The sequence below is a fragment of the Solidesulfovibrio sp. genome, assembly GCF_029978005.1.
GTDB lineage: Bacteria > Desulfobacterota > Desulfovibrionia > Desulfovibrionales > Desulfovibrionaceae > Solidesulfovibrio.
The window spans coordinates 1-26,263 of record NZ_JARKOZ010000033.1; the positions used below are offsets into that span (position 1 = coordinate 1).

The window sequence follows — 26,263 nt, forward strand, 5'->3', positions numbered from 1 at the left end:
CGCAACGCCCACCAGCGACTCCTCCACGGGCGAGAGCTTGCCCGCGCCGCACCGCGGCCCCAGGTTCCAGGTGCTCGGCACCACCAACTGGTAGTTGGCCGTCCTGCCGCCCTCGATGCGGACCCAGTGCGACAACCCGCCACGGGTGACGGCGCAAAAGCCCACGCCCTTGGCCGCATCCGGCATCTTCCAGGGCTTGTAGATCTCCACCGGCCCGGCCTTGGCCATGGCCTCAAGTTCGTCGAGCCAACCCTCCATGCGGTTGACCAGGACGATGCTCTCCACCATGCGGCAGGCCGTGCGGCCCAGGGTCGAAAACAGGTTCTCGGGCTTGAGCTTGCTCGCAGTCAGCCACTCGTCCAGGCGCTTGACCGTCTCCGGCTCGCCCCTGGCGTAGGCCATGGCCCGCCGGGCCAGCGGCCCGGTCTCCATGGGTTCGCCCTTGTAACGCGGGGCCTTGGACCAGGAGTAGCGGTCCTTGCCGTCGTACTCCGCATAGTCCGGGTCGGTGACGCCGTCGTAGGGATGGCGCGCTTCGCCGGGCTTGTACCAGCCGTGGGTCACGTGCTCCTTGATCTCGTTGGGGTCGAAATCCTCCACCCGCTTGAAGTCCCGGTTCCAGAGCACGCCGCCCCTGAAGAACGGATCCTTGCCGGTCTTGGGATCGTGAAAGTCCGAAAAGTCGAAGAAGTTGGTGGTGCGGCCGTATTTGGCCGCCTCGGGATAGCGGCGGCCGAGAAGGATCAGATCGCCTTTGTAGTTGTGGTTGATGAACTTGCGGGCTTCGGCGTAGAGCTCCCGGAATTCCTGGAAGCGCTCGGGCCGCAGGCTCTCGTAGCAGGTCACGCCGCCCACGCGCATGGTCTGGGCGTGGGGATTCTTGCCGCTGAAGATGGCCATGGCCCGGGCCAGCTTGAGCTGGACGCGCAGGGCTTCCAGGTAGTTGGCCGCCAGCACCAGGTTTTCCTCGGGCGAGAGGCGATAGGCCGGATGGCCGCCCAGGAAGTAGGCGTTGGCCAGGAATCCGAGCTGCTTGCTGTCGGCGAATTTCTTGAGCCTGGATTGGACCACGTAATAATCGCCGGGCATGGCCTCGCGGCCGGAGACTTCCGAGGCCAGCTTGGCCGCGGCGGCCGGATCGGCCTTGAGGGCCGCGACCATGTCGCAGAAATCCAGGGAATGCAGATGGTAGAAGTGTACGAGGTGGTCGTGGACGTCGAGGGAGGACAGGATAAGGAGCCTGACCAGCTGGGCCGCCGGCGGCGGGGTGAAGCCCATGGCGTCCTCCACAGCCCGGATGCTCGCCAGGGAGTGGGTGGTGGTGCACACGCCGCAGGCGCGCTGCACGTAGAGGTGCACGTCCTCGGGCGGGCGACCCTGGACGATGAGTTCCAGGCCGCGAAAGAGCTGGGCGCTGGACCAGGCGTCGGCCACCACGCCGTCCTTGACCTCGACATGGATGCGCAAATGGCCCTCGATGCGGGTGATGGGGTCGATGGTGAGGGGTCCGGTGAATTTCTTCTCGGCCATGGCTGCCTCCTTAGGCGGACTCGCCCTTCATGCGGACGTCGCGGCTGAAGGGTGCGTAGGCGTCCCAGAAGTCGGGTTCGCTGCAGCCGATGCAGGGCGCGCCGGCGCGCACCGGCCAGTTGGTCTGGTTGAACTGGGCCGTGGGGCAGTTGTTGTAAGTGTAGGGGCCGCGGCAGCCGAGAAGATGCAGGCACCAGCCGTCGCGGGCCTCCTTGGTCTCGAATCCCCGGGCGAAGCGGCCGGCCTCGAAGTGGGGCAGGCGCGGGCATTTGTCGTGCACGGTCGAGCCGTAGAACATGGTCGGCCGGCCGTAGCCGTCCAGGGCCGGCACGCCTTGGGTCAGCAGGTGGACCACCGTGCCGATGAAGTTGACGGGGTTCGGCGGGCAGCCCGGGATGTTGATGGGCTTGACGCCCATGGGGCCGAGGGCCTCGCCCACGCCCGCCGCGCCCGAGGGGTTGGGCTTGGCCGCCTGGATGCCGCCGTAGCTGGCGCAGGAGCCCATGGCGATCACGCCCTTGGCGTTGCCGGCCACCTTGGCGAAAAGCGAAAGCATGGTCTCGCCGGCCACCTGGCCGTAGAGTCCGCCCTGGCGCAGGGGGATGGCCCCCTCGATGGCGCAGTAGTAGCCGTTCGGGTTATGGATGGCCGTTTCCAGGTTGGCCTCGGCCGCCTTGCCCGAGGGGGCCATCAGGGTCTCGCAGTAGTCCAGGGAGATGACTTCCATGATGAGCACGTCGATGTAGGGATCGATGGAGCGCAGGAGCCCCTCGGTGCAGCCCGTGCATTCGGCGCCGTGCATGTAGACCACGCTCGGGCGCTGCTTGCTTTCCAGGGCGGCGGCGATGGTGGGGGCGTAGCCCGCCTCCATGCCCATGGCCGCGGCCACCAGTGCGCAAAACTTCAGGAAATCGCGGCGGGACATGCGGCCGCCCTCGATCTGGCGTTCGAGGAGCGTGGCCGCGAGACGCGTCTTGGAGCTCATTGGGGCTTCCCTCCTTCCGGGGCTTTGTGGCAGCTGGCGACGCAGGACAAAGGCGGCATGGCTTGGCCGCTGTAGCGCTTCTGCTTGTAGCAGCCGAGGCAGCTCATGGTCCTTTCATTGTGAAAGGCGCGGTAGAAATCGGCCTTGGAATCCATCCCCGATTGATTGTGGCACTGGGTGCAAGGCAAGAACTGGCCCAAGGTGCGGTCCAACTCTTCATGATGACACGACTTGCAAGGGTTTTGCACGGCATGGAAACCGTGCGGAAAATTCACGGGTCCGACCCATGCGGCAAGGGGCGTATTTTTGTCCGGTCTTTTGATGAGGATGTCCTTGGGCACTTCATAGCCGATGGCCACGCCGCAACAAAGGGTTATGCCCAGAATCGATGGGATCCACGATAATCACTTCATTTTAGCCTCCGGGGCAAGGGATTGGACTACGTTTGACGATGTCCACGATTTCCGGTTTCCGATCAAGAAATTTCGCGAAGAACAAAGGCAAACCCTTTGTAATACATTTTTATATTTTGTGTTATTCCAGAAAGAAGGAAGGCGTTGCATCGGAAGACGTGAGCATGAAGACGTTCCGTGGTGCATATACATTTTATGGTGAACCTTGCCCGAAGGGCATGACGGCGTAATGCGATGCCATGGCGCGGAACAAGGGCGGCGACGAAAAAGACCATAATTTCGTCGCGTCGTCGTGGCGTCGCCGCCGTGGAAACAGTGACAAATGTATGAGCCCATCGTATGGCTATAACGATGGTCGGCCCTGGAGCGGTGACGAATACATGGGGTAGACCGAAAGAGGTGTTCGCCCATGCGTGTCTTGCTCGTGGCCTTGGCCGCGTTTTTCGGCGTTGCGGCCGCGGCCGTGCTGTTTTTCGCTCCCCTGAGCGGCGAGAAGAAAAATTTCTGCGTCGATCCCCTGGGCTGCGTCGAGCTCGCCCCGGGCGCGCCGGTGCGTCTGGGCGTCATCCAGTCCCTGAGCGGCAAGGTGGCGGTCCTGGGCCGCGAGCAGGTGCGCGGTCTGGAGCTGGCCCTGGCCGACCGGGGGGACGCGGTGCTCGGGCATCCCGTCGTCCTCGTGGTGGAGGACACCGGCTGCCGCCGGGAGGGCGGGGCCAACGCCGCGCTGCGCATCGTCTCCGACCCGGACGTGGCGGCGATTTTCGGCACCACCTGCTCCGGGGACGCCGCCGCCGCCGCCCAGGTCATGACCGCCGCCGGGCTGTCCATGATCTCGGGCAACAACAGCGCTCCCTTCCTGACGTCCATGGGCGGCAAGGCCGCGCCCAAATGGCAGCCGGGCTTTTTCCGCACCGCCCCCAACGAGGAGCACTCCGGGCCGGCGGCGGCCCGCCACGCCTACGTGGCCCTCGGCGTGCGCAGGGCGGCGGTCATCCACGACGGCGACATCTACACCCTGGGCCTGGCCCAGGGATTTCGCCAGGAGTTCGAGCGCCTCGGCGGGGCCACCGCCCTTTTCACGGCCGTGGACAAGGGCGACGCGGATATGCGGCCCGTGCTCGAGGCCGTGGCCGCATCCGGGGCCGACATCCTCTTTTTCCCGCTCTTCCAGCCCGAGGGCAACGCGGTCCTGCTCACGGCCAGGGCCATGCCGGCCCTGGCCGGGCTTGCCCTCATGAGCGACGGCTCGCTGATCGACCAGAGCTTCATCGACGCCGTGGGCGAGGCGGCCAGGGGCATGTATTTCGTCGGTCCGACCCCGCCGGGGCCGAGCGCGGCCACGACGTCGTTTCAAGAGCGCTACCTGGAGCGCTACGGCGAATCGCCGCCGACGACCTATTCGCAGCATGCTTTCGACGCGGCCGGCATTCTCCTGCGGGCCATGGAGACCGCCGCCAAGTGCGGCAAGGATGGGGCGTGCGTCCTCGGCCGCCAGGCGCTGCGCGACGCCCTGGCCGGGACCACGGACTATCCCGGCCTCACCGGGACCCTCACCTGCGACCGCTTCGGCGACTGCGCCGTGCCGCGCTTCGACGTGCTGCGCCTGGACGACCCGGCCAAGGGCGTGACGGGCCTGCTCGCCAACGTCGTCTTCACCTACGACCCGCGAAAAGAGCATGGCCAGTAAGCTGGCGACATACTGGGACCGCCTCGGCATCACCTCCAAGCTGTGGACCGTCCTCGGACTGCTGTTCGCCATGTTCAGCCTGGCCGGCGGGGCGGCGGTCATTGGCCTCGCCGTCATGCGCGGAGCCGAGGACAACATCCAGGCCAACCTCGAAGTGCGGGCCAAGGTCCTCGAAATGGAGGGCAAGCTCGAGAAGTCGCGGCGGTTGTACCGGGATTTCCTGCTGGTCGGGCCGGAGATGGATTTCGAGGCGGCCCGGGAGCGGTTCTGCCAGCCGGCCCAGGCCGAAACGGCCCGGCTCATCGCCGTGTGCGAGGACCTGCGCCGGCTCATCGCCGCTCTGCCCTCGGGCGGGGCCATCGCCAGGCGCAACGTGGACCTCACGCTCTTCACCTCCACGGCCAGGCGGTATTCCGAGACGCTTCTGCGCGAAACCGAAATCTACGCCTCGCTCTACGAGGCCAAGGGCGGTCTTTTGGCGCGGCTTGCCGAGACCACGGCCGGGCTTGCCGCCTGTCTGGAGGGGAGCGCGGAGGGCGGCCGCCTGCTGCGCGAACTGGACGTCCTGGAAAAACGCTACGAGATCACCCGGCAGCGGCCCTTCATGCAGTCCGCCCTCAACAAGCTCGGGGAACTGCGACGCCTGGTCGTCGCCGGCAAGGTCGCGCCCGCCAGCGGCCGGCCCGACGTCCTGGGTCTCATGGACGCCTATGCCCGGACGGCCGACCGGATCATGGAGGCCGTCAAGGCCATGCACGCCAACGCCAACGACTTCTGGCTGCAATCCAGGGCCGTGGACCCCATCGCCGAGGAACTCAAGCAGCTTTCGGCCGCGGAAGTGGCCAAGGCCAGGAAGCGGATCGACTGGGCCAGCCGGCTGACCGGGGCCATCCTGGCCGGGGCGGCCCTGCTCGGGCTGGGCTGCCTCCTCTTCGCCGGCCGGCTTCTGCACGCCTCCATCACGGGCAAGATCGAGACCATGACCCGCCATGCCGAGGCCGTGCGGGCGGGACACCTCGACGTGGCCCTGCCGGACGGCGGCGGCGACGAGCTGGGGGTGCTGGCCGGGGCTTTCAACGCCATGACGGCGCGCCTCAAGGGGCTGGTAGACACCCTGGAGGAGAAGGTCCGGCAGCGCACCAAGGAACTGGCGGACAAGAACCGCGAGCTCGACGCCAAAAATCAGGAGTTGGCCACCCTGTCCCTGACCGACCGCCTGACCGGGCTGTGCAACCGACGCAAGCTCGACCGCGAGCTCGAGGCCGAATTGCGCCGCGCCCGGCGCTACGGCACCGTCTTCTCGGTGATCCTGGCCGACCTGGACCATTTCAAGGCAGTCAACGACACCCACGGCCACGCCGCCGGCGACGCCGTGCTGGTGCGGGTGGGTGACATCCTGATGGCGTTCACGCGGGAGACGGATCTGGTCGGACGCTGGGGGGGCGAGGAATTCCTCGTCGTCTGCCCGGAAACCGACCTGCACCAGGCGCGGGCCCTGGCCGAGAACCTGCGCCGCGAATGCGCCCGTTGCCTGGTCCCGGGCATGATCGAGGTGACGGCCAGTTTCGGCCTGGCAGCCTACGACGGCGACATGGGGGCCGCGGAACTGCTCGAGCGCGCCGACGCCGCCCTCTACCGGGCCAAGCAGGCCGGCCGCAACCGGACCGAGGCCCACCCCGGCATCCGCGACCACAAATGAAAAAGGCCCGGTCGCCAGGCGACCGGGCCATGGTTGCAACGAACGGGGGGATGGACCGAGGTCCCGGCGGCGGACGTCACCTCCCTGGCGTCCACCAAACCCCGCCGCCGTCAGACTTTCACATTGAGCCTGGTGCCTATATGCGGCTTGGGGGGAGCGGATTCGGTTTGCGGCAGGGCGGCCGTGGCTTCCTGGCCGCCTCCCGTCGCGCCGAAGACGCGTTTAAAGTACTGCTGTTCCTTGGTCGAGAGGACGGACGCCGTGGCGGCGCTGCCAAAGATGCCGATCCCCGATACTTCGCTCATGACGACTGCTCTCCTTCATCGCGAAAGCAACTCCTTTCCGTCCGTCATGCCTTCTCCCGCCGATGGTTGGCGCATGCCGGCCGGATATGGATCCCGGAAGGGATGAAAGACCCCCCTCCCTGATGGGGCGGACTTGAACGAATATGGCCGGGGATGGATTACGGATCGTGCGGCATGACCGTTCCTCCTTTCACGCGGCGCGCGGGCCAAGGCGCAGATCGGAGGATCCGGCGCATTGGCGGCCCGGCTGCCCTATCCTGTCTCCAGGACGTAGGCCCGTGGCTTTGCGTCCCCCCCTTTCGGAGGGTTTGCCTTTTTCAGTGCGTGGTGGTTGGCCGGGCGCGGGGGAACGGAAGAGGCGGACCCGGGGCGAACCTCCCTCGCCCGGGGTCTTCCCGTGTTCCGTCCGCCATCGCGGTCCGGCCCGTGACGCGTTCTTGTATCCCGGGGGGAAACGGACGGCGTCACGACTTCTCGGTAACACGTATACGACTCTTTTACCATTTTGTATAGATGCTCTTGCCGCCCGGTCCGGCGGGGTTTGACGGCGGGACCCGCCTTGGGCTACCGCATCCGGCCATGGGCACTTGCGTCACCTTGCGCGGCGTCGCCAAATCCTATGGCGTGCGCCGCCTTTTCACCGACATCTCCCTGACCGTCTCCGACCAGGAGCGCATCGGGCTCATCGGCCCCAACGGCTCCGGCAAATCCACCTTGCTCAAGATCCTGGCCGGCCTCGAGACGCCGGACGCCGGCGAACGGACCCTGCGCCAGGGGGCCCGTCTCGCCTACGTGGCCCAGCAGGACGCCTTCGACCCCGGGACGACGGTGGAGCGGGTGGTGACCGAGGCGGCCGTGGCCGCCTTCGGCCGGCCGGCCGAGGAGGCCGAGCAGCGAAAGCGTGTGGCCGTGACCCTGGGACGCCTTGGCTTCGAGGAGCCGGAGGCGGCCGTGGACGCCCTGTCCGGCGGCTGGCGCAAGCGGCTGTCCATCGCCCGGGCCCTGGTGTCCGAGCCCGACGCCCTGCTCCTGGACGAGCCCACCAACCACCTGGACCTGGCCTCCATCCTGTGGCTCGAACGGTTTCTGGCCGGCGCGTCCTTCGCCTTCGTGGTGGTCAGCCACGACCGGTTCTTTCTGGAAAACGTCTGCCGGCGCACCGTGGAGCTCTCGGCCGCCTACCCGCGCGGCTTCTTGAGCGTGGACGGCCCCTACAGCGCGCTGCTCGAGGCCAGGGAGGCGTTCCTGGCCAGCCAGGGAGCCCTGGAGCAGACCCTGGCCAACAAGGCCCGGCGCGAGATCGAGTGGCTGCGCCGCGGACCCAAGGCCCGGGCCACCAAGGCCAAGGGGCGCATCGACGCGGCCGGGGAGCTGTTCGAGGAACTGGCCGCGACACGGGCGCGAAACCGTGAGACGGTCCGGGCGGGCATCGATTTTTCCGCTTCCGGCCGCCAGACCAGGCGGCTGGTCGTGGCCGAGGGTCTGGCCAAGGCTTACGAAGAGCGGCCCCTTTTCCGGGACCTGGACATCGTGCTTGCGCCCGGCGCGCGCCTGGGCCTGGCCGGGCCCAACGGCTCGGGCAAGTCCACGCTGCTACGCGTCCTGGCCGGGCTCGAACGGCCCGACGCCGGCAGGGTGTCCCACGCGCCCGGGCTCGAGGTCGTGGTCTTCGACCAGAAGCGCGAGCAGCTCGACAAGGAGCAGATCCTGCGCCACGCCTTTGCCCCGGACAGCGACAGCGTCATCTACCGGGGGCAGCCCGTGCACGTGGTCACCTGGGCCAGACGCTTCGCCCTGCGGCCCGAGCAGCTGGACCTGCCGGTGGGGCTTTTGTCCGGCGGGGAGCAGGCGCGCGTGCTCATCGCCCGGCTCATGCTGCGCCCGGCCGACGTGCTCCTTCTCGACGAGCCCACCAACGACCTGGACATCCCCACCCTGGAGATGCTTGAGGAAAGCCTGCTGGAATTTCCGGGCGCGGTGGTGCTGGTCACCCACGACCGGTCGCTGCTCGACCGCGTGTCCACGCGGCTGCTCGGCCTCGACGGCGCGGGCGGATCGGAGGTCTACGCCGACTACGGCCAATGGGAGGCCGAATTCGAGGCCAGGCGCAGGGACCAGGCCCGGGCCGCCCGGGAGGACAAGCCGCAAAGGCCCAAACCCCGGCCCCAGGGCGGGACGAAAAAGCTCACCTTCAAGGAACAGCGGGAATACGACGGCATGGAGCAGGCCATCGCCGCGGCCGAGGCGGCCCAGGCCGCAGCCCAGGCCGCCCTGGAGGACCCGGCCGTGGCCAGCGACGGCGCTGAGCTCTCCCGCCGCCTGGAGGCCTTCCAGGCGGCCGAGGCCGCTGTCGAGGCCCTCTACGCCCGCTGGGCCGCACTCGAGGAAAAGCTCGCCTAGACGGCTACGGCTGTCGCCGGTTCCTTAGGGGATCGGCGACAGCGTTCCTCTCTTTCCCGATCCGCCTTACGTTCCGGTGCGGTCCGTGTCGCGCGACGGCGTGCCTGCGTGCTCCCGGCGCGGCCGCAGGAGCAGTTGCAGCGGCTTCGCCTCGCCCGGAGCCGTGAGCGCCTCCCGGGCGGCCAGCCCCAAGCCAAGTGCCACGAGCACGAATTGGGCCGCCAGCATCCAGGCGGCGTTCGCCGGGATCAAGGCATGGTGCGCGGCGGCGATGGACGCGCCGACCGCGAGGTCGGTCGTGCCCGTCTCCTGGACCAGCAGGTTGCCGTAAGTACCTGAGAACGCTCCCCAGTTGAAGAGAACCGCCAGATACAGGAGGGCCTGCGCCCCGGCCAGGCGGCCGAGCAAGGCCGGGCCGAGGAGCAGCCAGGTGAAAAAGGCCGGCAGGGCGGGCATGGCGTACCAGGCCCCGGTGGTGGGGAAGCCCCAGGCCAGGGCGGAGTGCAGGGCGTGGAAGACCAGGGCCAGGGTGCAGCCGGCCCACAGAAGCGGCAGTTCCGGGGCGGCCAGGGCCAGGGAAAGCAAGCGCCGCCGTCCCCCGCGGCGGCAAAGGGCCGCGCCAAGGGCCAGGGCGCAGCCGGTCAGGCCCGTCTTGAAGGCCAGGTTCTGCCAGTCCGGGGACTGGAGGTTGGACCAGCCGCCCAGAAACACCGTGGCGTTGTAGGCCAGGGGGTTGCGGAAGACGCCGTAGCCCAGGTCCTTGGCCGCGCCCAGGAGCTTTGCGAGGCCGAAGCCCCGGCGCGAGCTGAAGATGGCCTCCTGCATGCCGGTCAGCTGGCCGTAGCGCATAAGATACGGCAGGTGGTAGGCCCCGGCCAGGGCGACGTAGCCGAGGACGAAGGCGCACGGCGCGGCCAGGGCGCGAAGGCGCGCCCGCCAGGAGAGTCTCGGCCTCAGGGCCGGCAGGGTCAGCAGGATGCCGAGGACCAGCGCCACGGGCAGGGCCGTGGCCTTGGCCAGGACGGCCAGCCCGGCCAGTGCGCCGAGGAGGGCCGTCCGCCAGCTGCCGGCCGGGGCGAGGACCCCGCGCGGCTTGATCCAGACGACATAGGCGGCCAGGGCGGCGCTGGCGCAAAAAAGCGCCAAGCCGTCGTTGGCGAAGCGGGCGAAGTTGTAGGTCACGTAGGAGAAGCTGACCAGAAGCAGGAGCACGCCGTCCGGCAGCCAGCGCAGGGGGCCGTCCGCCGGCAGCAGGCGGCCGAGGGCCAGCCGCCACAGGGCCAGCGTCGCCACGAGCAGGGCGACGTTGCAAAGCCTTCCCGCGTCGGCCCAGGCGAGCAGGGCGGCCGGGTCCGGGCCGGGGCAGAATAGGGCCATGAGGCGGTAGAAGAGCGGGCCGTGCTGGGCCTGGTAGAGGAACAGGTCGAAGCGTTTTTTCGGTTCCTCGCAGCAGGCCGGGGCGTCGCCGGGATAGGGCTTGGCGTTTATGCCGCGCAGCATGGAAAGCGAGGTCGTGGGGTGGGGATGGGCGGTGATGAAGGGGACGAGTTCGCGCGGCATGGGCGTGCGCGTCGTGGGCATGCGCCCGGTCTTGTGGACGTAATAGGCCACGGCGAGATGCGGCAGCTCGTCCCAGCCGTTGAACGGCAGTTGCAGCCCCGCCACGCTGACGCCCCGCACGGCGGCCAGGGCCAGCAGGATCGCGACGAGCAGCCGCGAGGCGGCGTCGCCCGGCGCGGCGGCGCGGCGGCGCGGCGGCGGATTCGAAACGGCGGCGTCTTTTGCGTGCACAAGCAGACCCAAGAGCGAACGGGTTGGTACGAAATCCGTGGCAACGCGGGCCGCGCCGTCCAAGCGCCCCAGACCCGGCCGGAGGCGGAGAGGCCGCAACGCGGGGATGCCCTCGATCGATGCCCAGTGGGTCGCCGTCCGGTGGCGTGCGGTTACAGACACGGCGGAGCTCGCCCGGCCAGGAGGAGGGGCGTACGCTAGTGCGCGGACCCGAAGATGCGTCGGGAAACATGATCGGTGCGTTGAGCCAGGCGTGTTTCACGAAGATGGCGAATGTCGCAATACAAGGTATGTAGCCGTCTCTCAAATGACACAAAGTCTTCATCGTTCTGCGCATGGTCGGAAAGTAGCAGGGATCGGCCTGCCCCCATCGGGCGGCTTCGATCCGGATTCCCAAGTCGTATTTCCCGAGAAGCAGCCCCGAGAAACGTCATGACGCTCAAATACAAATTGATTCTGTTCTGCCTGGCCATCAGCATCCTTCCCCTCGCCGCCACGGGCGTGGTCAGCGTGCGCCAGGCTTCCGGCATCCTCGGCGAACAGGCCTTCGGCGGTCTGGCCGCCGCCAGGGACAGCCGTCGCGAAGCCCGGGAGGCGGCCGCCGCCACTTGGCTTCGCGAGGCGGCCATCCTGGCCGCGGTCAAGGAAGTCTACAACGCCGTGGGCATGACCCGGGACTACTTCATGGGCGTCAAGCCCGGCCAGAAAGCGGCCGTGGACACGCCGGAATACAAGGACCTGCACGAATACGTGGGCCCGGCCTTCGGCCCCTTCACCAAGGTGCTGGGATTCGGCGACGCGCTGCTCGTGGCCGACGACGGCCGGGTGATCTTCGGCGCGGCCTCGGGCAAGGAAGTGGGGGAGGACCTCAAGGAGGGGCCGCTTAAAAATTCCAGCCTGGCCGCCGCCTGGCGCGGGGCCATGAAGGGCGAGGTGGTGTTCGCCGACTTCGCGCCCTATCCGCCGCTCGGCGGCGAGGAGGCGGCCTTCGTGGCCGCGCCGGTCAAAAACCACACCGGCACCATGATCGAGGCGGCCGCGATCCTGCGCGTGCCCAAGGACGAACTGGCGCGCATCATGCGCCAGGGCGAAGGCACGGGCGTTTCCCGCGACTTCTTCCTGGTCGGCGGCGACGGCGGGGTGCGCCTGGCCGCCGTGGCCGCCTCGGACGCCAAGGGCGCTCCGGCGGGCGCGGCCGTGTCCCGGGCCCTGGGCGGCGAGACGGGCAACCTCACCGACAAGGACGGCAAGGGCGATGAGACGCTCACGGCCTTCGCCCCGGTCAGGTTCGGCAATATCGGCTTCGCGCTCCTGGCCCGCACTCCGGCCGACGAGGCCTTTGCCGCGGCCAGCGGCCTGCAGCGGGTGTCGCTGCTCGTGGCCGGCGTCACGGCGGCTCTGGTGCTCGTTGCCGTGACGCTCTTTTTGCGCAAGGAGATTCTGCGCCCGCTGGACGGCATCCTGGGCTACCTGGCCGCCGTGACCCGGGGCGAATTCTCGGCCGCGCCCCCCAAGCGCCTCAAAGGCGAGATGGAGGCCCTGCGCTCGGGCCTGCTCATGATGGTGGCCGAGATCAAGAACAAGCTCGGCTTTGCCTCGAGCATCCTCAAGGCCGTGACCCTGCCCTGCCTCGTGGTCGACACCGAGGGGAAGGTGACCTTCGTCAATCCGCCGCTTTTGCGCCTGCTCGGCCTCGGCGAGGACTACAAGGCCCTGCTCGGCCGGCCGGCCGCCCAGGCCTTCGGCAGGAGCGCGCCCATCGCCGGGGAGCTTTCCTCCTGCCTGACCGACCGGGCCTGCCGGCTGGATGTGGAGTTCCTGCTCGACGACGGCGCGGGCGGGACGCGCCACGTGCGCGTGGACACGGCCCCGCTCTACGACCTGGACGAGGGGCTCATCGGCGCCTTCGCCCTGGTGGTGGACCTGACCGACGTCAAGTCCAAGGAGGCGCTTATCGTCTCCAGAAACGAGATGCTGCGCCGGGTGGCCGGCGAGGCCGAGACCATCGCCCGCCACGTGGCCGCCAACGCCGAGGAGCTTTCCAGCCGCGTCTCCGCCGTTTCCAGCGGAGCCATGGAGCAGACGGCGCAGTTGCAGGAGACGGCGGCCGCCTTCGAGAGCCTCAACGTCGCCCTGGACGCAGTGGCTTCCGGGGCCGAGGGTGCGGCGACCGGGGCCGAGGCGGCCATGTCCCAGGCCATGGCCGGCCGGGAGGCCGTGGAACGCACGGCCCGGGCCATAGGCCAGGTGAGCGGCATCTCGGGCGAGCTGCGCCGCAGCATGGACGCCCTGGGCAACCGGGCCGCCTCCATCGGAGGCATCATCGAAGTCATTTCCGACATCGCCGACCAGACGAACCTGCTGGCGCTCAATGCCGCCATCGAGGCGGCCCGGGCCGGCGAGGCCGGGCGCGGCTTCGCCGTGGTCGCCGACGAGGTGCGAAAGCTGGCCGAAAAGACCATGTCCGCCACCAAGGAGGTCTCCACCTCGGTCCACGCCGTGCTGGAGGCGGTGGACGACAGCGCGGGCAAGGCCGTGGCCGCCACCCAGGCCGTGGCCGAGGCAGACGGGCTGGTGTCCCGCTCCGGGGACACCCTGGCGGCCATCGTGTCGCGCTGCGAGGACGCGGCCCGGTCCGTGCGCGAGATCGCGGCCTCGGCCAAGGCGCAGGCCAGCGCCCACGACGAGATCAACCGGGCCGTGTCCACCATCGGCGAAGTGGCCGAAGAGACGGCGCTCGGCATGGACGAGGCCGCCGGCTCCGTCTCGGACCTGGCCGGCCAGGCCGGCGACCTCATGCGCCTGATCGAGGACATGCGGGGGTAGCGTCCCCGTGCCTGATTCCCCTTGACGGGGCCAGGTGAAATCCGTATGCCCGCATATCAGGATATCTTGATATGCTGAAAGACGCATCTTCGCCCCTGCCCTGGTTCAAGGCCCTGGCCGACGAGACGCGGCTGCGCCTTGTGCGCATCCTCGCCCGCCACGAGCTGTCCGTGGGCGAGATCGTGGCCGTGCTCGGCATGGGCCAGTCGCGCGTTTCGCGCCACCTGGGCATCCTGGTCGGCTGCGGCCTGCTGACGAGCCGCCGGGAAGGGGCCTGGACCTTCTACAGCGCCGCCGCCGGCGACGAGCCGGCCGCCTTTCTGGCGGCGCTTGCTCCCTGGCTGGACGCCGCCGGTCCCGAGGCCGACCTCACGGCCGTGGCCGAGGTGCTGCGGGAGCGCCGCCGGGAGACCCGTCGCTTTTTCAACGCCATCGCCCCGGACTGGGCCGGGCTTCGCCGCGAGGTGCTGGGCGAACTCGACCCGGCGGACCTCGTGCGCGAGGTCATGCCGGCCACGGTCGGCCTGGCCGCCGACCTGGGCTGCGGCCCGGGCGACCTGCTGCCCGTGCTGGCCGAGCGGGCCGCCGCCGTCATCGGCGTGGACAGTTCCCCTTCCATGCTCGCCCTGGCCGAGCGGCGCACGGCCGGGCTGCCGGTCGGCGTGCGCATGGGCGAACTCGAGCACCTGCCCATGGCCGACGGCGAGGCGGATTTCCTGGTCGTCTGCCTGACCCTGCACCATCTGCCCGATCCCGCCGCCGCCCTGGCCGAGGCCCGGCGCGTGCTGGCCGACGCGGGGCGGCTGGTGGTCATCGACTTCACCGCTCACGAGGACGAGGCCATGCGCCGGCGCTTCGGCGACCGCTGGCTGGGGTTCTCGCGGGAAAAGCTTTCCGAATGGCTGGACCGCGCCGGTTTTGACCTGACGCAATGGTCCGAACACCCCGTCAACCGGGGGCTGGCGGCGGCGCGCGCCGTGGCCGGGCCCCGTCAACCCTCCCCCGAAAGGAGCCCTTCATGAGCGTCAAGCCGCTTGACCTGACCCTTCCCTACAAGGTCGCCGACATGTCCCAGGCCGATTGGGGCCGCAAGGAGATGCAGCTCTCCGAAGGCGAGATGCCGGGACTGATGGCCGTCATCGAGAAGTACGGCCCGAAAAAGCCCCTGGCCGGCCTTCGCGTCACCGGGTCGCTGCACATGACCATCCAGACGGCCATGCTCATCAAGTGCCTCCACGCCCTGGGCGCGGACCTGCGCTGGGCCTCGTGCAACATCTACTCGACCCAGGACCACGCCGCCGCGGCCATCGCCGCCGACGGGCTGGCCGCCGTGTTCGCCTGGAAGGGCGAGACCCTGGAGGACTACTGGTGGTGCACCGAGATGGCGCTCACCTGGCCCGACGGGGCCGGCCCGGACCTCATCGTGGACGACGGCGGCGACGCCACCCTTTTCGTGCACCACGGCGTCAAGTGCGCCAAGGACGCCAAGATCCTGAACGCCCCCACGGACAACAAGGAAATGGCCATCATCATGGACCGCATCAAGGCGGTCGTGGCCGTCGACGCCGGCCGGTTCGAGCGTCTGGCCAAAAAGATCCGGGGCGTGTCCGAGGAGACGACCACCGGCGTGCACCGCCTCTACCAGATGATGCAGGCCGGCGAGCTGCTCTTCCCGGCCATAAACGTCAACGACTCGGTCACCAAGTCCAAGTTCGACAACCTCTACGGCTGCCGCGAGTCCCTGGCCGACGGCATAAAAAGGGCCACGGACGTGATGGTGGCCGGCAAGGTGGTGGTCGTGGCCGGCTACGGCGACGTGGGCAAGGGCTGCGCCCAGTCCATGCGCGGCTTCGGCGCGCGGGTGCTGGTCACCGAGATCGACCCCATCTGCGCCCTGCAGGCGGCCATGGAAGGCTACGAGGTCACGACCATGGACGCGGCCTGCGCCCAGGGCGACATCTTCGTCACGGCCACGGGCTGCTGCGACGTCATCACCGGCGCGCACATGGAAAAGATGAAGGACGGGGCCATCGTGTGCAACATCGGCCACTTCGACTCCGAGATCAACGTGGCCTACCTGGAGACCACGCCCACCTGCAGGAAGGACCAGATCAAGCCGCTGGTCGACAAGTGGACCATGGCCTCGGGCAACGCCATCCTGATGCTGGCCGAGGGCCGGCTGGTCAACCTCGGCTGCGCCACCGGCCATCCGAGCTTCGTCATGTCCAACTCCTTCACCAACCAGGCCCTGGCGCAGATCGAGCTGGCCACCAAGCAGTACGCCATCGGCGTCTACACCCTGCCCAAGCTCCTGGACGAGGAAGTGGCCCGCCTGCACCTGGCGCGCCTGGGGGCCAAGCTCGAGACCCTGACCCCGGCCCAGGCCGCCTACCTCAACATCGACGCGTCCGGCCCCTACAAGCCGGACCACTACCGCTACTAGGCTTTTCGCCTCCATAACCTGCCGCCGCGTCGTGGGAACCGCGCCCACGGCGCGGCGGTTTTTTTTTGCATCGCCCGCGCGGGAGCCGCCCCGCGATACGGCAAGGCCGGCCATGGCGGCCCGGAAACCGTACGGCGCGTTTCTTCCCGGCTCCGGACAGGCATGGCCGGTAGTGGCCGCTTCGCGAACGACCGCGGGACGACGGCATGGAGATGCTGCATCCTCCAACGCAACGTTCGCGGCACGGTGGAATCGGCGGCGTCGCTTCGAAATCGCACCCAGTTTTCGGCGATTGTCCAAGGCTGCAACTTGATAAGGATATTGACAGAAGAAGGATGCAACAGGACGAAACGTCACAAATGCGGCGTGGGAACCGCAAAATATCGGTGACTTGCCTTTTTTCGTTTCTGTCGTGTGCTTGTGTAGCAAAAAGAAACAGCGTCAACAAACAGCAACAATTGGCTGGCTCCTTGCCTGGGTGAAATACGAAGCCCTTCCCGAGGAATGGTTTGCCTGCGCCTTGGAATCCGTATATCGAATCCTGGAATGCAGTTCTTCGATTTCAGGACCGCTTGCGTCATCTATTTGTGCAGCCACGTCTGCATCGCCGTGCTGCTGTCCGTGGCCTTTTCCGACAAGCGGGCCCGGGGGGCGCGGCTGTGGATCGTCGGGCTCGTGGCCCAGATACTGTCCGTTCCGTTCTTCGTTTTGCGTTCCTCGCCGCCCGGGCCTTTCCCCCTCCTGGCGGGCAACGCCCTTTTCGCCTTGTCCTGGGTGTGCTTCTGGGCGTCCTTCGACGTCTTTTTCGGCAACAAGCGCTCCTTTTGGAGCTATGCCCTGCCGCCGGCGCTGGCGGCTGTCGTCGCCGCCGTCTTCGCCGGCGCGGTCAAGCCCAGGGTCCTGCTGCTGACGACTATCTTCGCCGCCGAGGCCTGGTGCATCGCGGCCGTGGTGCTGCGCCGCGTCCGGGAGTTCCGGGCCCGGGTGATCCTCATGCTCGGGGCCGGCTACCTGCTGGCCGGCTGCTCGTACCTGGTGCGGGCCGGGGTGGTGCTCCTTTCCCCGCAAGACTTTCCCGACCCCTTCGCCCCGAGTCTGGGCCAGAACGTGGCCATGCTGCTGTCCGTGCCGAGCCTGTTGGCCTGCACCTTGGGCTTCGTGCTCCTGCACAGGGACATGGCCGAGGAGGAGGTCCGCCGCCTGGCCGACAGCGATCCCCTGACCGGCCTGCAGAACCGCCGGGGCTTCGAGGCGGCCTTCACCCGGGAACTGCGCGGCGCGGCCCGCGCCGGAGCCTGGACGAGCCTCGCCCTGGTGGACATCGACCACTTCAAGGCCGTCAACGACCGCCATGGCCACGGTCTGGGCGACGAGGCCCTGCGCCTGTTGGCCCGGATCGTCGTCCGGGAGCTGCGCGGCGACGACTGCGTGGCCCGCATCGGCGGCGACGAGTTCTGCGTGCTGCTGCCCGGGGCTGCGCCCGAGCGTGCCGCCGCGGTGGCCGAGCGTCTGCGCCTGGCCGTGGCCAGCCACGACTGGCGCGCCCTGGGCCTGGCCGATCCCCTGACCGTGACCATCGGCCTGTCCAGCCACCGGGGCGGCGCGGACGACGCCGGCGAGGACTTCCTGCGTCTGGCCGACATGGCCCTGCTCGCGGCCAAGCAGATGGCCCGCGACATGGTCCTGCACGCCGACGCCCTGTCCCGCCGCTCCGCCGACGCCTGACCTTCCCCTCGTGCGGGGATGCGCCGGGCTGGGGGCAGGGGAGAGGGGCTGACCAATCCCCCCGGGCCTCGCCTCGCCCCTTCGCCTCCCGGACCGCGGGAGGCCTGGCCTGCCCCCGCGCGGGGGACAGGCCACGATCACGATGCTCTTCTTGTGGATTTTCCAACCGGGAAGCCTCGCCGATTTTGCGGCCTCCCTGTGGAAAAGTCCTTGGCTCCGGCCGGGTTGCGCCACCGTGGCCGTCTCCCTTGCCGCGACCGTCACGTAAAGTAAAATTTTCGTGTCTTTTTATAAGGTTGTCGGCGGCGCGACAACTTTGTATCGCGTAAAAACGGAATTGTCCGGTCCGATTGTCGGTCAAGCCGGAAAACCAGCGATTCCGCGCCGTCCGCCCTGGCCCGATTCTTGATGCAGCCGATCGGGGCGTCCGGCCTCCAAGGAAACGACGTGAACGACCAGACGCAAGAAGGCATCGCCTACCGCGCCATCGGCATCCTGCGTTCGCCCTTTCGCGACATCCAGGGCATGCCCATCCAGCCCGTGGGGGCTCTGGGCGTGGCCGGCCACGTGGAGGTGCACCCGGATTTCGCCGGCGGCCTGCGCGACCTGGAAGGCTTTTCCCACGTCTTCCTGCTCTATCACCTGCACCGGGTGACGGGCTACGACCTCGTCGTGCGGCCTTTCCTCGACAACGCCGACCATGGCATCTTCGCCACCCGCTCGCCCAAGCGGCCCAACCCCATCGGCCTGTCCGTGCTGGAACTGGCCGGCGTCGAGGGGCACGTGGTGCGCCTGCGCAACGTGGACGTCCTCGACGGCACTCCGGTGCTCGACATCAAGCCCTATGTGCCGCATTTTGACGTCTGGCAGGCCGGCCGCATCGGCTGGTTCGACGCCAAGGCCGAAAACGCCGGGAACTACATTTCCGACGACCGCTTTCGTTAACCCCGCCGAGGAGAAATCAAGCCTTCATGAAATGCGTCACCGTGGCCGGACCGCCCTCGTCCGGCAAGACGTCGATCCTGCTCAAGGCCGCCGCCGTCCTGGCCGGACGCGGCCAGCGCCTGGGCGTGGTCAAGTTCGACTGCCTGGCCAGCCGCGACCGCGAGGCCTTCGCCGCCGCCGGGGTCCCGGCCGTGGTCGGGCTGTCCGGGGCGCTGTGCCCGGACCATTTCTACGTGTGCAATGCCGCCGACGCCTTCGCCTGGGGAGCGCGCCAGGGACTGTCCATCCTGGCCGTGGAAAGCGCTGGCCTCTGCAACCGCTGCGCCCCCCACATCGAGGGGGTGCTGGCCGTGTGCGTGGTGGACAGCCTTTCCGGCGTGGACACCCCGGCCAAGATCGGCCCCATGCTGCGCCTGGCCGACGTGGTGGCCGTGACCAAGGGCGACGTGGTCTCCCAGGCCGAGCGCGAGGTCTTCGCCTTCCGGGTGCGCCGGGTCAATCCCCGGGCCACGGTGCTCTTCGTCAGCGGCCTTACCGGCCAGGGGGCCGACGCCCTGGCCCACGTCATCGCCGCCGCGCCCGAGACGCCGACCCTCGACGGCGCGACGCTTCGCTTCACCATGCCCGCCGCCGTGTGCTCCTACTGCCTGGGCCAGCGCCGGGTGGGCGCGGACCACCAGATGGGCAACGTGCGCAAGATGGATTTCTCCGAGGTCGCCCCGTGACCGGGTCGAGCCGGGAGATGGCCCGGCCGTTCAAGGAACTGTGGCGCGAGCTCGGGGCCAGCCGCGACTTCTTCGCCGTTCAGGGCCTGCCCGCGCCCGCGCCCGAGGCCACGCCCGAGGCCTATTTCGCCGCCCTGGGCGAGGCGGTCCTCATCGAGGCCGGCTGCTCCCGCGAGGAGCTGGCCGCCCGTTTCGGGAAGTTCCTGGCCGCCCTTGGCCGCATCGACGCCGCGCCGCCCGTGGTCGCGTCCATGACCGTGCGCGGCGGCGCGGACAAGCGCGGCCGGCCCGAGACCCTCGACATCACCCTCGTGCCCGGCGACGTGGTGGCCCTGGTCGGCCCCACCGGTTCGGGCAAGAGCCGGTTTCTGGCCGACGTCGAATGGCTGGCCGACGCCGACACCCCCACCGGTCGGCGCGTGCTCCTGGACGGCGCGCCCGCCGACGCCGCCCGCCGCTTGTCGCTTTCCGGCCGGCTGGTGGCCCAGCTCTCCCAGAACATGCATTTCGTCATGGACATGGCCGTGGGGCCGTTTCTTTGCGCCCACGCCGAGAGTCGCCTGCTGGCCGATCCCGACCGGGCCGCCGCCGAGGTGACGGCGCTGGCCAACGAGCTGGCCGGCGAGCCCTTCGACGCCGCCACGCCCCTGACCGCCCTGTCCGGCGGCCAGAGCCGGGCGCTCATGATCGCCGACGTGGCCCGCCTGTGCGCCTCGCCCGTGGTGCTCGTGGACGAGATCGAAAACGCCGGCATCGACCGCCGCCGCGCCATCGCGCTTCTCACCGGCAGCGGCAAGATCGTGCTCGTGGCCACCCACGACCCGCTGCTGGCCCTGCTCGCCTCGCGCCGCCTGGTCTTTTCCGGCGGGGCCGTGGCCCATACCCTCGAAACCTCGCCGGCCGAACGCCGGGCCCTCGCGGAACTGGCCGCCCTGGACGCCGTCCTCACCCGGGCCAGAGAGGACCTGCGCCTGGGACGCACGGTCGCCGCGCACAAGGAGACGCACTGATGGAAGAAGGCGCTCTCGACTGGCCGGTCACCCGGTTTCTGGCCCGTCATCCCGCCGCCCGCGACGCCCTGGCCGGCCTGGGTGTCGCCGCCGTGGCCGACGCCGAATTCCTGGCCTCGGCCGCGCCGTTTCTGACCATGGCCACGCTGCTTTCCCTGCACGGCCTGACCCCGGCCGCCCTCGACCGGGCCCTGGCCGGGGCCGGGCCCGCCGCCGGCATGGTGCCGCTTTTCTGCGACGGCTACCGCGCCGATGGGACCGGGCCGCGCATGTTCTTAAGCCTCCCCTGTCCCCTCAAGGCCCCCATGGGCATCGCCCTGGAAAACCTCAAGGAACGCCTGGGGCCGGATTTCCCCTGGCCGCGCATCTTCATGGACAGCTGCGGCAAGCACACCCTCAACGACCTGGCCGCCGGGCTGACCACGGCCCGGGAAGTGCCGGATCTCATCGTTTCCGCGGGCCTCAACGGCTTCTTGTCCAAGAGCTTTCGCGACCGCTTCGCGGACGGCGGCCTGCTGGCCAGGCTGCCCCAGGAGATGCACCCGGCCCTGGCCCGCGCGGGCCTGGCCGACCCGCGCGGCGTGTGCCGCATCTACGGCGTCAACCCGCTGGTCATCGCCGTGGTCGTCTCCCGCCTGGGCGGGCTGCCCGTGCCGCGCTCCTTCGACGATCTGCTCGATCCGGCCTACGCCGGCAGGATCGGCCTGTGCGGACCGCCGGAAACCGCCGGCGACTCCACGCTGCTCCTCGACATCCGCCTGCGCCACGGGCCCGGGGCCGTGGCCGCCCTGGGCCGGGCCATGGTCTGCGACACCCACCCGTCCCAGATCTTCCGCCCCGCCCCGGGGACCAACCCGCCGCCCATCGGCGTCATGCCCTCTTTCTTCGCCACCGCCGCGCCGCGCCGCGACGACGTGCGCCTCGTCTGGCCCGAGGAGGGCGGCCTCGTCTCGCCGCTTTTCGTCATGGTCAAGGAAAAGGCCCTGCCCACCCTCGGCCCGCTGGTGGAGTTCTTCACCGGCCCGGAAACCGCCGCCATCAGCGCCGGGGCGCTTATCCCCCCCACCTGCCCGGATGCGCCTTCGGGCCTGCCCCAGGGGGCCAAGGTCGGCTTCATCGGCTGGGACGTGCTCGAAGCCAACGACCTGGGAGCCCTCATCGCCGAAGCCGGCGCGACCTTCGCGGAAGCGTACTACGCCTCGCACTGACGGGGCTTTGCCCCGAACCCCACCAGGGCGTTGCCCTGGACCCACTGGGGGGAGTCACTCCCCCCAGGCCCCCCGACCGGCGTGGTCGGGCGGGGAGGGCTGCGGTCACCGGGGCGGCTGGCGTTGGCGGAACGAAGATGGGGGCGGAATTTTCCCTGCCGCTGCCGCTGCTTCGCGGCAGGCTCGGCAGGAAAAATTCCGCCCCCAGGCCGTCGCCCCTTCGGGGCGAAGGGTGTGGATTTTTTGCTTTGGGATGCGGTGTAAGGGCGCGGGAATGCGGAGGGACGGGCGGCCTCGGAGAGGCGGGATGGATAAATGATGTTGACAATGAGACTCATTATCATTAAATCAATTTCCCATGCGGACGGCACGAGCCGCCCGGAAAAAAGCAGTTGCGGGAGTACGCCATGGGAAAAGCGCTTGTCGTGTTCGGCTCCACCACGGGCAACACCGAGTCCGTCGCCGAGGTCGTGGCCGGGACGCTGGAAGAGGCGGGAATGACCGTTGACCTGAAAAACGCCGCCTCGGTCAAGGCGGCCGGGCTGGCCGAGGGCTACGACCTGGTCGTGTTCGGCTGCTCCACCTGGGGCGATGACGAGATCGAGCTCCAGGAGGACTTCGTTCCGCTGTACGACGACCTGGAGGCGACCGGGCTCGTCGGCAAGAAGGTGGCCGTCTTCGGTTGCGGCGATTCGAGCTACACCCATTTTTGCGGCGCTGTGGACGCCATCACCCAGAAGGCCGCCGCTCTGGGGGCCAAGGTCATCGACCTGCCGCTCAAGGTCGACGGCTCGCCGGACAAGGCCGAGGCCAAGGCCTGGGCCAGGGACGTGCTGCAAAGCGCGGCTTGATCGCGCGTTTCCCGACGGGAGACGGGGAAAGCGCGGGGAGGATGCACGATACGGCGCGCGCGGGCAGGCGCAGCGTCTTTGCCGGGACGGTTTCCCGTAGGGACGTCCCGTTTGCCTGGAGGCACATGATGGCTTGCACCAATGGAAAATGCGAATTGTCGTCCAGCGTGCGCCAGCTGCGCGAGGCCGGCATGGAGGCCCTGGACCGAGGCGACATGGAGGGGGCCGAGGAACTCCTGCGCCGGTCGGTTACGCTTTCGGAAAAAGGCGGCGGCGTGAATACGGCCACGGCCCATTCGGTCTTCCGCCTGGGCCAGGCGCTGCACGAGGCCGGCCGCGCCGACGAGGCGGCCCGGGAATTCGAGAAGGCTCTGACCCTGGTGCGCGAGCGTGCCGGTTGCGGCAGCAAGCTCTACCAGACGATCCTCGGGCATTTCGCCGAAGTTCTTCCCGGGCGGGCTCCTGCCTGGGAATGCGCGGCGACTCTCTAGCGCGGGGAGCCTTGAAAATCCGGGAGTATTCTCAAAAAATACTCCCGCTTCAGCATGTTGTCCGCGAAACGCAGGTACACGTATTCGCGGACGCGGGATTCGCGCGATCGGCCGAAGGCCTGTTGCGCGACGCGCCCCGTCCGGATCGGCGGTTTCCGGCGGGGCGCGGTTTTTTTCGATGTCCTGGCCGGTGCGCGGCTAGAACACCCGCATGTGGGTTTCCTTGAGGAACTTCTCCTCGAGCACCGTGCGGATGCGCTTGACGATGTTGCGCCGGATCTCCAGGTCGATGGGCAGGTTGGGGTCCTGGTGCGCCTCGTTGATGCGCGCCCCGACCACGAACTCGATGGAATCGCTGTCGAGGAAGATTTCGTAAAGCTGGGTGGCCGGGTTTTTCTCGCGCGGCACCTCGTCGCTTTCCAGCAGTTGGGCGGTGCGCGTCAGCGTCAGGATGCCCTCGGTCACCAGGTCCACGCCGTCCATCTCCGCCGCCGGCGGAATGTCGCCGCCGCCCCGGCCCGGGCCCGTCAGGCAGTCGCGGATGGTCAGTTCGAGTTCCCGGGCCACGATGTTGGCCGTGGTGCCGCCGCAGATGACCTTGCGCCCGTTGAAGTCCCCCAGGGCCTCGGCGAATTCCCTGTCGCGGCCCGAAGCGTAGGGCGGCCCGGTCAGGATGATGGTGCGCCGGGGCCGGCGCAGGTAGATCACGGCCGCGGTCATGTCGTCGAAGGCGCGCTGGAACGGCTCCTGGCGCAGGGCCTGGGACAGGATCTTCTGCGACAGGGCCCGGGCGGAGATCTTCGGGTCCTTGCCCACCTGCTCCAGGGCGAATTCCCGGCAGCCCTTGATGCGCCAGCCCAGGCGCAGCCGCTCGGACCCCAGCCCCGCCTGGGTGATGCCGTCCGAGGTGAAGATCAGCCGGTCCCCGGGGTGCAGCGCCATGTCGTAGACCCGGATCACCCGGTCGTTGTAGCGCGGCGAGGACACTTCCTCGTACTCCAGGTTGACCGCCAGCCCGTCGCGCACCAGCGTCACGGGCGGGTTGTCCATCTCGACGACCCGCGCTCCGCCGTTGGGGTGGATGTCCACCACCGTGAAGGTGGCGTAGCTGATCTTGCGCACCTGGCACACCGGCAACGCGTCCATGATGACCTCGGCCGCGCGCACGATGTCCGTGTCGCTGGCCGTGTACTTGAGCGCCATGGTGGCGGTCATGAGCGACAGGATCGAGGCCTTGACCCCGTGGCCGAGCCCGTCGGAGAGCACGGCGATGGTGCGCCCCTCGTCCGGCAGGCGCAGGGTCTTGAAGGCGTCGCCGCAGATGTCCTCGCCGTGGCGGTTGCGCTGGGACGCCTCGACCTCGACGAACACCTCCTCCCGGGTCATGCGCGACGTCCCCGCAGCTCTTTTTCGGTCAGGGCCCGGGCTCCGCTGGAAAAACCCTCGGACAGCGAGCGCAGCAATATCTCGGTGTCGGCCATGTTCTCGCCCAGGCGGCAGGCGATCTCCTGCACGGTTTCCAGGTTCTTGCGGATGATCTCGCGGGCCCGGTGGGCGATCTCCTCGCGGCGCAGCTCCGAGCCCGTGACGTCGAAGATGACGCCGCCGATGACGCTTCGCGGCTCGATGGTGAAGATGGTCACGCTGAACACCCGGTCGTCCTGGCGCAGGGCGTCGCGGTGGATGTCGGTTTCGGTCTCGAGCGCCCGGCGGAAAAGCGCGATGAAGGGCACGATCTTCTCGAGCGCCGCCCCCTCCATGCCGGGGCTGGCCTCGTAGGCCATGAGCACCTCCTCGCCGAAAAGCCTGGCGAAGTGCTCGTTGCACTCGATGATGTGCAGCTTGTTGTCCGCGATGACCACGCCGGCGGGAATGCAGCGAAGGAGCGCATTGGCCTTGCGCGTGGCGCGCTTTCGCAGGAAATGCACGCACATCGACGGCTCGGCCAGGCCCTCCAGCATGGCCCGCGCCAGCCCGCGGCAGGTCTCGTGGCCACAGCCGCCGCAGTTGATCTCGTCCTCCGGGGCGAACTTGCCGATCAGGCGCAGCACCTTGACGTACTGGTCCTCGCTGTAGACCGGCAGGTCCACCGGGGCCGGGTTCTTGCGCTCGGCGATGGACAGGGCGGGCGGGCGCACCGGCGTCTCGGGCGCGGGCTTGGCCGACCGGTTGAACACGTCGAGCTGGTCGAGCAGGCGCGGCCGGTGGCTGGACACGCACGGCCCGCGCACGCAGCCGCCCACGCAGGCCAGCATCTCCACGAAGACCGGCCGGGGCAACACATGGTTCTGGATGCCCTGCAAGGCGGATTCGATGGTCGGGATGCCCGACAGGGTGGTGAAGCAGACCTGGGCGTTGCCGGCGTAGGCCTTGACCGTGTCCGACATGCCGCCCTCGATGGGGTAGAGCGCCCCTTCCCTGGCCGGCTGGGGCATGAACACGTCGGCCGGGCCGGGAATGAGCGCGGCCGGGTTGATGTCCTCCTGGCGCAGCATGGCCCGCAGGTCGGTGAAGGTCATGGCCGCGTCGAGCAGGCCGGGGTGGTTGTCGGCCTCGGTCTTTTTGGCCACGCAGGGCCCGAAGAAGACCACGCCGATGTGCTGGCCGTAGGCCCGGCGCAGCAGGCGGCAGTGGGAGAGCAGCGGCGAGAGCAGCGGCGAGAGGTTGGGCACGAGCTCGGGCATGTAGCCCCGGATGAAGTCCACCGCCGCCGGGCAGGCCGTGGAGAGCAGAAGCCTGGGGCCGCCCTGGGACAGGCTCTGGGCCACGGCGGCCGAGACCTCCTGGGCCCCGAGCGCCGTTTCGGACACGCCGGAAAAGCCGAGCCGGCGCAGGGCGGCGATCATGGCCTGGGGCGAGACGTCGGGAAATTCCGTCACCCAGGACGGGGCCAGGGAGACGTAGGTCGGGCGGGAGGAGCGCAGGAGCTTGAAGACCGCGAAGAGGTCGCTGCGCACCTGTTTGGCGTGTGAGGGACAGGCGGCCACGCACTGGCCGCAGGCGATGCACAGCTCCGGCACCACGGTCGCTCTTCCCGACTCCACCTGGATGGCCTTGACCGGGCAGTGGCGCAGGCAGCGGTAGCAGTCCTGGCACTCGGTTTCGATGGTGTAGATGGGGTAGTGCTTGAGCATGCCGCCTCCCTGGGTTCCGGTGTCGGGCAAGCTGGTGGGCATTGTCTGCTTCCTGGGGAGCGAAGGCAAGGGGAAGGCTCTGTCTGGCGGGATGC

Annotated in this window: 20 protein-coding genes and 1 riboswitch; of the genes, 13 read left to right on the plus strand and 7 right to left on the minus strand. The window is 68.9% G+C overall.

From position 1 onward, the window contains the following. From Q1K70_RS03345 to Q1K70_RS03355, 3 genes are all read right to left on the minus strand, one after another. The coding region (locus Q1K70_RS03345; protein WP_300155729.1) for a nickel-dependent hydrogenase large subunit at positions 1-1,530 on the minus strand (1,530 nt) is incomplete at its 3' end. A gap of 10 nt (positions 1,531-1,540) precedes the next feature. Next, positions 1,541-2,515 carry a hydrogenase small subunit gene (locus Q1K70_RS03350; protein ID WP_300155731.1) on the minus strand — a complete coding sequence of 325 codons (975 nt, stop codon included), beginning with the start codon at positions 2,513-2,515 and terminating at the stop codon, positions 1,541-1,543. Continuing rightward, positions 2,512-2,874, minus strand: a complete 363-nt coding sequence (locus Q1K70_RS03355; protein WP_366521646.1) for a cytochrome c3 family protein — start codon at positions 2,872-2,874, stop codon at positions 2,512-2,514. The genes Q1K70_RS03350 and Q1K70_RS03355 overlap by 4 nt, the downstream gene beginning before the upstream one ends. Positions 2,875-3,337: 463 nt before the next feature. Here Q1K70_RS03355 and Q1K70_RS03360 point away from each other — a divergent pair, with 463 nt between their 5' ends. Together Q1K70_RS03360 and Q1K70_RS03365 are read left to right on the plus strand one after the other, a co-directional pair. Continuing rightward, positions 3,338-4,615, plus strand: coding sequence for a branched-chain amino acid ABC transporter substrate-binding protein (locus tag Q1K70_RS03360; RefSeq protein WP_300155734.1), 1,278 nt, complete (start codon positions 3,338-3,340; stop codon positions 4,613-4,615). After that, positions 4,605-6,314, plus strand: coding sequence for a diguanylate cyclase (locus Q1K70_RS03365; RefSeq protein ID WP_300155738.1), 1,710 nt, complete (start codon positions 4,605-4,607; stop codon positions 6,312-6,314). The genes Q1K70_RS03360 and Q1K70_RS03365 overlap by 11 nt, the downstream gene beginning before the upstream one ends. A 110-nt stretch (positions 6,315-6,424) precedes the next feature. Here Q1K70_RS03365 and Q1K70_RS03370 read toward each other — a convergent pair whose 3' ends face one another. Beyond that, positions 6,425-6,619, minus strand: coding sequence for a hypothetical protein (locus tag Q1K70_RS03370; protein WP_300155741.1), 195 nt, complete (start codon positions 6,617-6,619; stop codon positions 6,425-6,427). A gap of 234 nt (positions 6,620-6,853) precedes the next feature. Continuing rightward, positions 6,854-6,942: riboswitch (cyclic di-GMP riboswitch) on the minus strand. A gap of 256 nt (positions 6,943-7,198) precedes the next feature. Here Q1K70_RS03370 and Q1K70_RS03375 point away from each other — a divergent pair. Beyond that, complete coding sequence (locus Q1K70_RS03375; protein ID WP_300155744.1) at positions 7,199-9,019, plus strand: ABC-F family ATP-binding cassette domain-containing protein; 1,821 nt, start codon at positions 7,199-7,201, stop codon at positions 9,017-9,019. 66 nt (positions 9,020-9,085) lie between these two features. On the opposite strand, the gene Q1K70_RS03380 is transcribed toward Q1K70_RS03375, so the two are convergent. Then, on the minus strand, positions 9,086-10,810 hold the full coding sequence (locus Q1K70_RS03380) for a hypothetical protein (RefSeq protein ID WP_300155747.1): 1,725 nt from the start codon (positions 10,808-10,810) through the stop codon (positions 9,086-9,088). 432 nt (positions 10,811-11,242) lie between these two features. On the opposite strand from Q1K70_RS03380, the gene Q1K70_RS03385 reads away from it, so the two are divergent. The 10 genes from Q1K70_RS03385 (at position 11,243) to Q1K70_RS03430 (ending at position 23,034) form a co-directional block, all read left to right on the plus strand. Next, complete coding sequence (locus Q1K70_RS03385; RefSeq protein ID WP_300155750.1) at positions 11,243-13,636, plus strand: methyl-accepting chemotaxis protein; 2,394 nt, start codon at positions 11,243-11,245, stop codon at positions 13,634-13,636. 71 nt (positions 13,637-13,707) lie between these two features. Continuing rightward, positions 13,708-14,658 carry a metalloregulator ArsR/SmtB family transcription factor gene (locus Q1K70_RS03390; RefSeq protein ID WP_300155752.1) on the plus strand — a complete coding sequence of 317 codons (951 nt, stop codon included), beginning with the start codon at positions 13,708-13,710 and terminating at the stop codon, positions 14,656-14,658. After that, entirely contained in the window at positions 14,655-16,079 is a 1,425-nt protein-coding gene (ahcY, locus tag Q1K70_RS03395) for an adenosylhomocysteinase (protein WP_300155755.1), read from the plus strand. Before Q1K70_RS03390 ends, ahcY begins: the two co-directional genes overlap by 4 nt. Positions 16,080-16,625: 546 nt before the next feature. Continuing rightward, complete coding sequence (locus tag Q1K70_RS03400) at positions 16,626-17,804, plus strand: GGDEF domain-containing protein (protein WP_300155758.1); 1,179 nt, start codon at positions 16,626-16,628, stop codon at positions 17,802-17,804. A 447-nt stretch (positions 17,805-18,251) separates the two neighbouring features. Continuing rightward, a complete protein-coding gene (gene tsaA / locus Q1K70_RS03405) occupies positions 18,252-18,749 on the plus strand; it encodes a tRNA (N6-threonylcarbamoyladenosine(37)-N6)-methyltransferase TrmO (RefSeq protein WP_300155761.1) in 498 nt (165 codons plus the stop codon). 26 nt (positions 18,750-18,775) lie between these two features. Continuing rightward, complete coding sequence (locus tag Q1K70_RS03410; protein ID WP_300155763.1) at positions 18,776-19,474, plus strand: GTP-binding protein; 699 nt, start codon at positions 18,776-18,778, stop codon at positions 19,472-19,474. Beyond that, positions 19,471-20,484 carry an ATP-binding cassette domain-containing protein gene (locus Q1K70_RS03415; RefSeq protein ID WP_366521648.1) on the plus strand — a complete coding sequence of 338 codons (1,014 nt, stop codon included), beginning with the start codon at positions 19,471-19,473 and terminating at the stop codon, positions 20,482-20,484. Before Q1K70_RS03410 ends, Q1K70_RS03415 begins: the two co-directional genes overlap by 4 nt. Continuing rightward, the gene (locus Q1K70_RS03420; RefSeq protein ID WP_300155766.1) at positions 20,484-21,692 is read left to right on the plus strand and encodes an ABC transporter substrate-binding protein; all 1,209 of its coding nucleotides are present in this window, start codon (positions 20,484-20,486) and stop codon (positions 21,690-21,692) included. Before Q1K70_RS03415 ends, Q1K70_RS03420 begins: the two co-directional genes overlap by 1 nt. A gap of 407 nt (positions 21,693-22,099) precedes the next feature. Beyond that, positions 22,100-22,543: a flavodoxin gene (locus Q1K70_RS03425; RefSeq protein WP_300155769.1), complete on the plus strand. Its 444-nt coding sequence runs from the start codon at positions 22,100-22,102 to the stop codon at positions 22,541-22,543. A gap of 128 nt (positions 22,544-22,671) precedes the next feature. Further along, on the plus strand, positions 22,672-23,034 hold the full coding sequence (locus tag Q1K70_RS03430) for a tetratricopeptide repeat protein (RefSeq protein ID WP_300155772.1): 363 nt from the start codon (positions 22,672-22,674) through the stop codon (positions 23,032-23,034). Positions 23,035-23,232: 198 nt separating this feature from the next. On the opposite strand, the gene Q1K70_RS03435 is transcribed toward Q1K70_RS03430, so the two are convergent. Together Q1K70_RS03435 and Q1K70_RS03440 are read right to left on the minus strand one after the other, a co-directional pair. Beyond that, positions 23,233-24,420, minus strand: a complete 1,188-nt coding sequence (locus tag Q1K70_RS03435; protein ID WP_300155775.1) for a SpoIIE family protein phosphatase — start codon at positions 24,418-24,420, stop codon at positions 23,233-23,235. Further along, positions 24,417-26,210 carry a [Fe-Fe] hydrogenase large subunit C-terminal domain-containing protein gene (locus Q1K70_RS03440; RefSeq protein ID WP_300155779.1) on the minus strand — a complete coding sequence of 598 codons (1,794 nt, stop codon included), beginning with the start codon at positions 26,208-26,210 and terminating at the stop codon, positions 24,417-24,419. The genes Q1K70_RS03435 and Q1K70_RS03440 overlap by 4 nt, the downstream gene beginning before the upstream one ends. Positions 26,211-26,263 lie beyond the last annotated feature (53 nt).

Coding starts and splice junctions, on each gene's coding strand:
- Q1K70_RS03425 (WP_300155769.1), top strand. CDS start 22,100: ATGGGAAAAGCGCTTGTCGTGTTCGGCTCCACCACGGGCAACACCGAG.
- Q1K70_RS03375 (WP_300155744.1), top strand. CDS start 7,199: ATGGGCACTTGCGTCACCTTGCGCGGCGTCGCCAAATCCTATGGCGTG.
- Q1K70_RS03370 (WP_300155741.1), bottom strand. CDS start 6,619: ATGAGCGAAGTATCGGGGATCGGCATCTTTGGCAGCGCCGCCACGGCG.
- Q1K70_RS03430 (WP_300155772.1), top strand. CDS start 22,672: ATGGCTTGCACCAATGGAAAATGCGAATTGTCGTCCAGCGTGCGCCAG.
- Q1K70_RS03390 (WP_300155752.1), top strand. CDS start 13,708: ATGCTGAAAGACGCATCTTCGCCCCTGCCCTGGTTCAAGGCCCTGGCC.
- ahcY (WP_300155755.1), top strand. CDS start 14,655: ATGAGCGTCAAGCCGCTTGACCTGACCCTTCCCTACAAGGTCGCCGAC.
- Q1K70_RS03440 (WP_300155779.1), bottom strand. CDS start 26,210: ATGCCCACCAGCTTGCCCGACACCGGAACCCAGGGAGGCGGCATGCTC.
- Q1K70_RS03410 (WP_300155763.1), top strand. CDS start 18,776: ATGAAATGCGTCACCGTGGCCGGACCGCCCTCGTCCGGCAAGACGTCG.
- Q1K70_RS03360 (WP_300155734.1), top strand. CDS start 3,338: ATGCGTGTCTTGCTCGTGGCCTTGGCCGCGTTTTTCGGCGTTGCGGCC.
- Q1K70_RS03420 (WP_300155766.1), top strand. CDS start 20,484: ATGGAAGAAGGCGCTCTCGACTGGCCGGTCACCCGGTTTCTGGCCCGT.
- Q1K70_RS03400 (WP_300155758.1), top strand. CDS start 16,626: ATGCAGTTCTTCGATTTCAGGACCGCTTGCGTCATCTATTTGTGCAGC.
- Q1K70_RS03385 (WP_300155750.1), top strand. CDS start 11,243: ATGACGCTCAAATACAAATTGATTCTGTTCTGCCTGGCCATCAGCATC.
- Q1K70_RS03350 (WP_300155731.1), bottom strand. CDS start 2,515: ATGAGCTCCAAGACGCGTCTCGCGGCCACGCTCCTCGAACGCCAGATC.
- Q1K70_RS03435 (WP_300155775.1), bottom strand. CDS start 24,420: ATGACCCGGGAGGAGGTGTTCGTCGAGGTCGAGGCGTCCCAGCGCAAC.
- Q1K70_RS03365 (WP_300155738.1), top strand. CDS start 4,605: ATGGCCAGTAAGCTGGCGACATACTGGGACCGCCTCGGCATCACCTCC.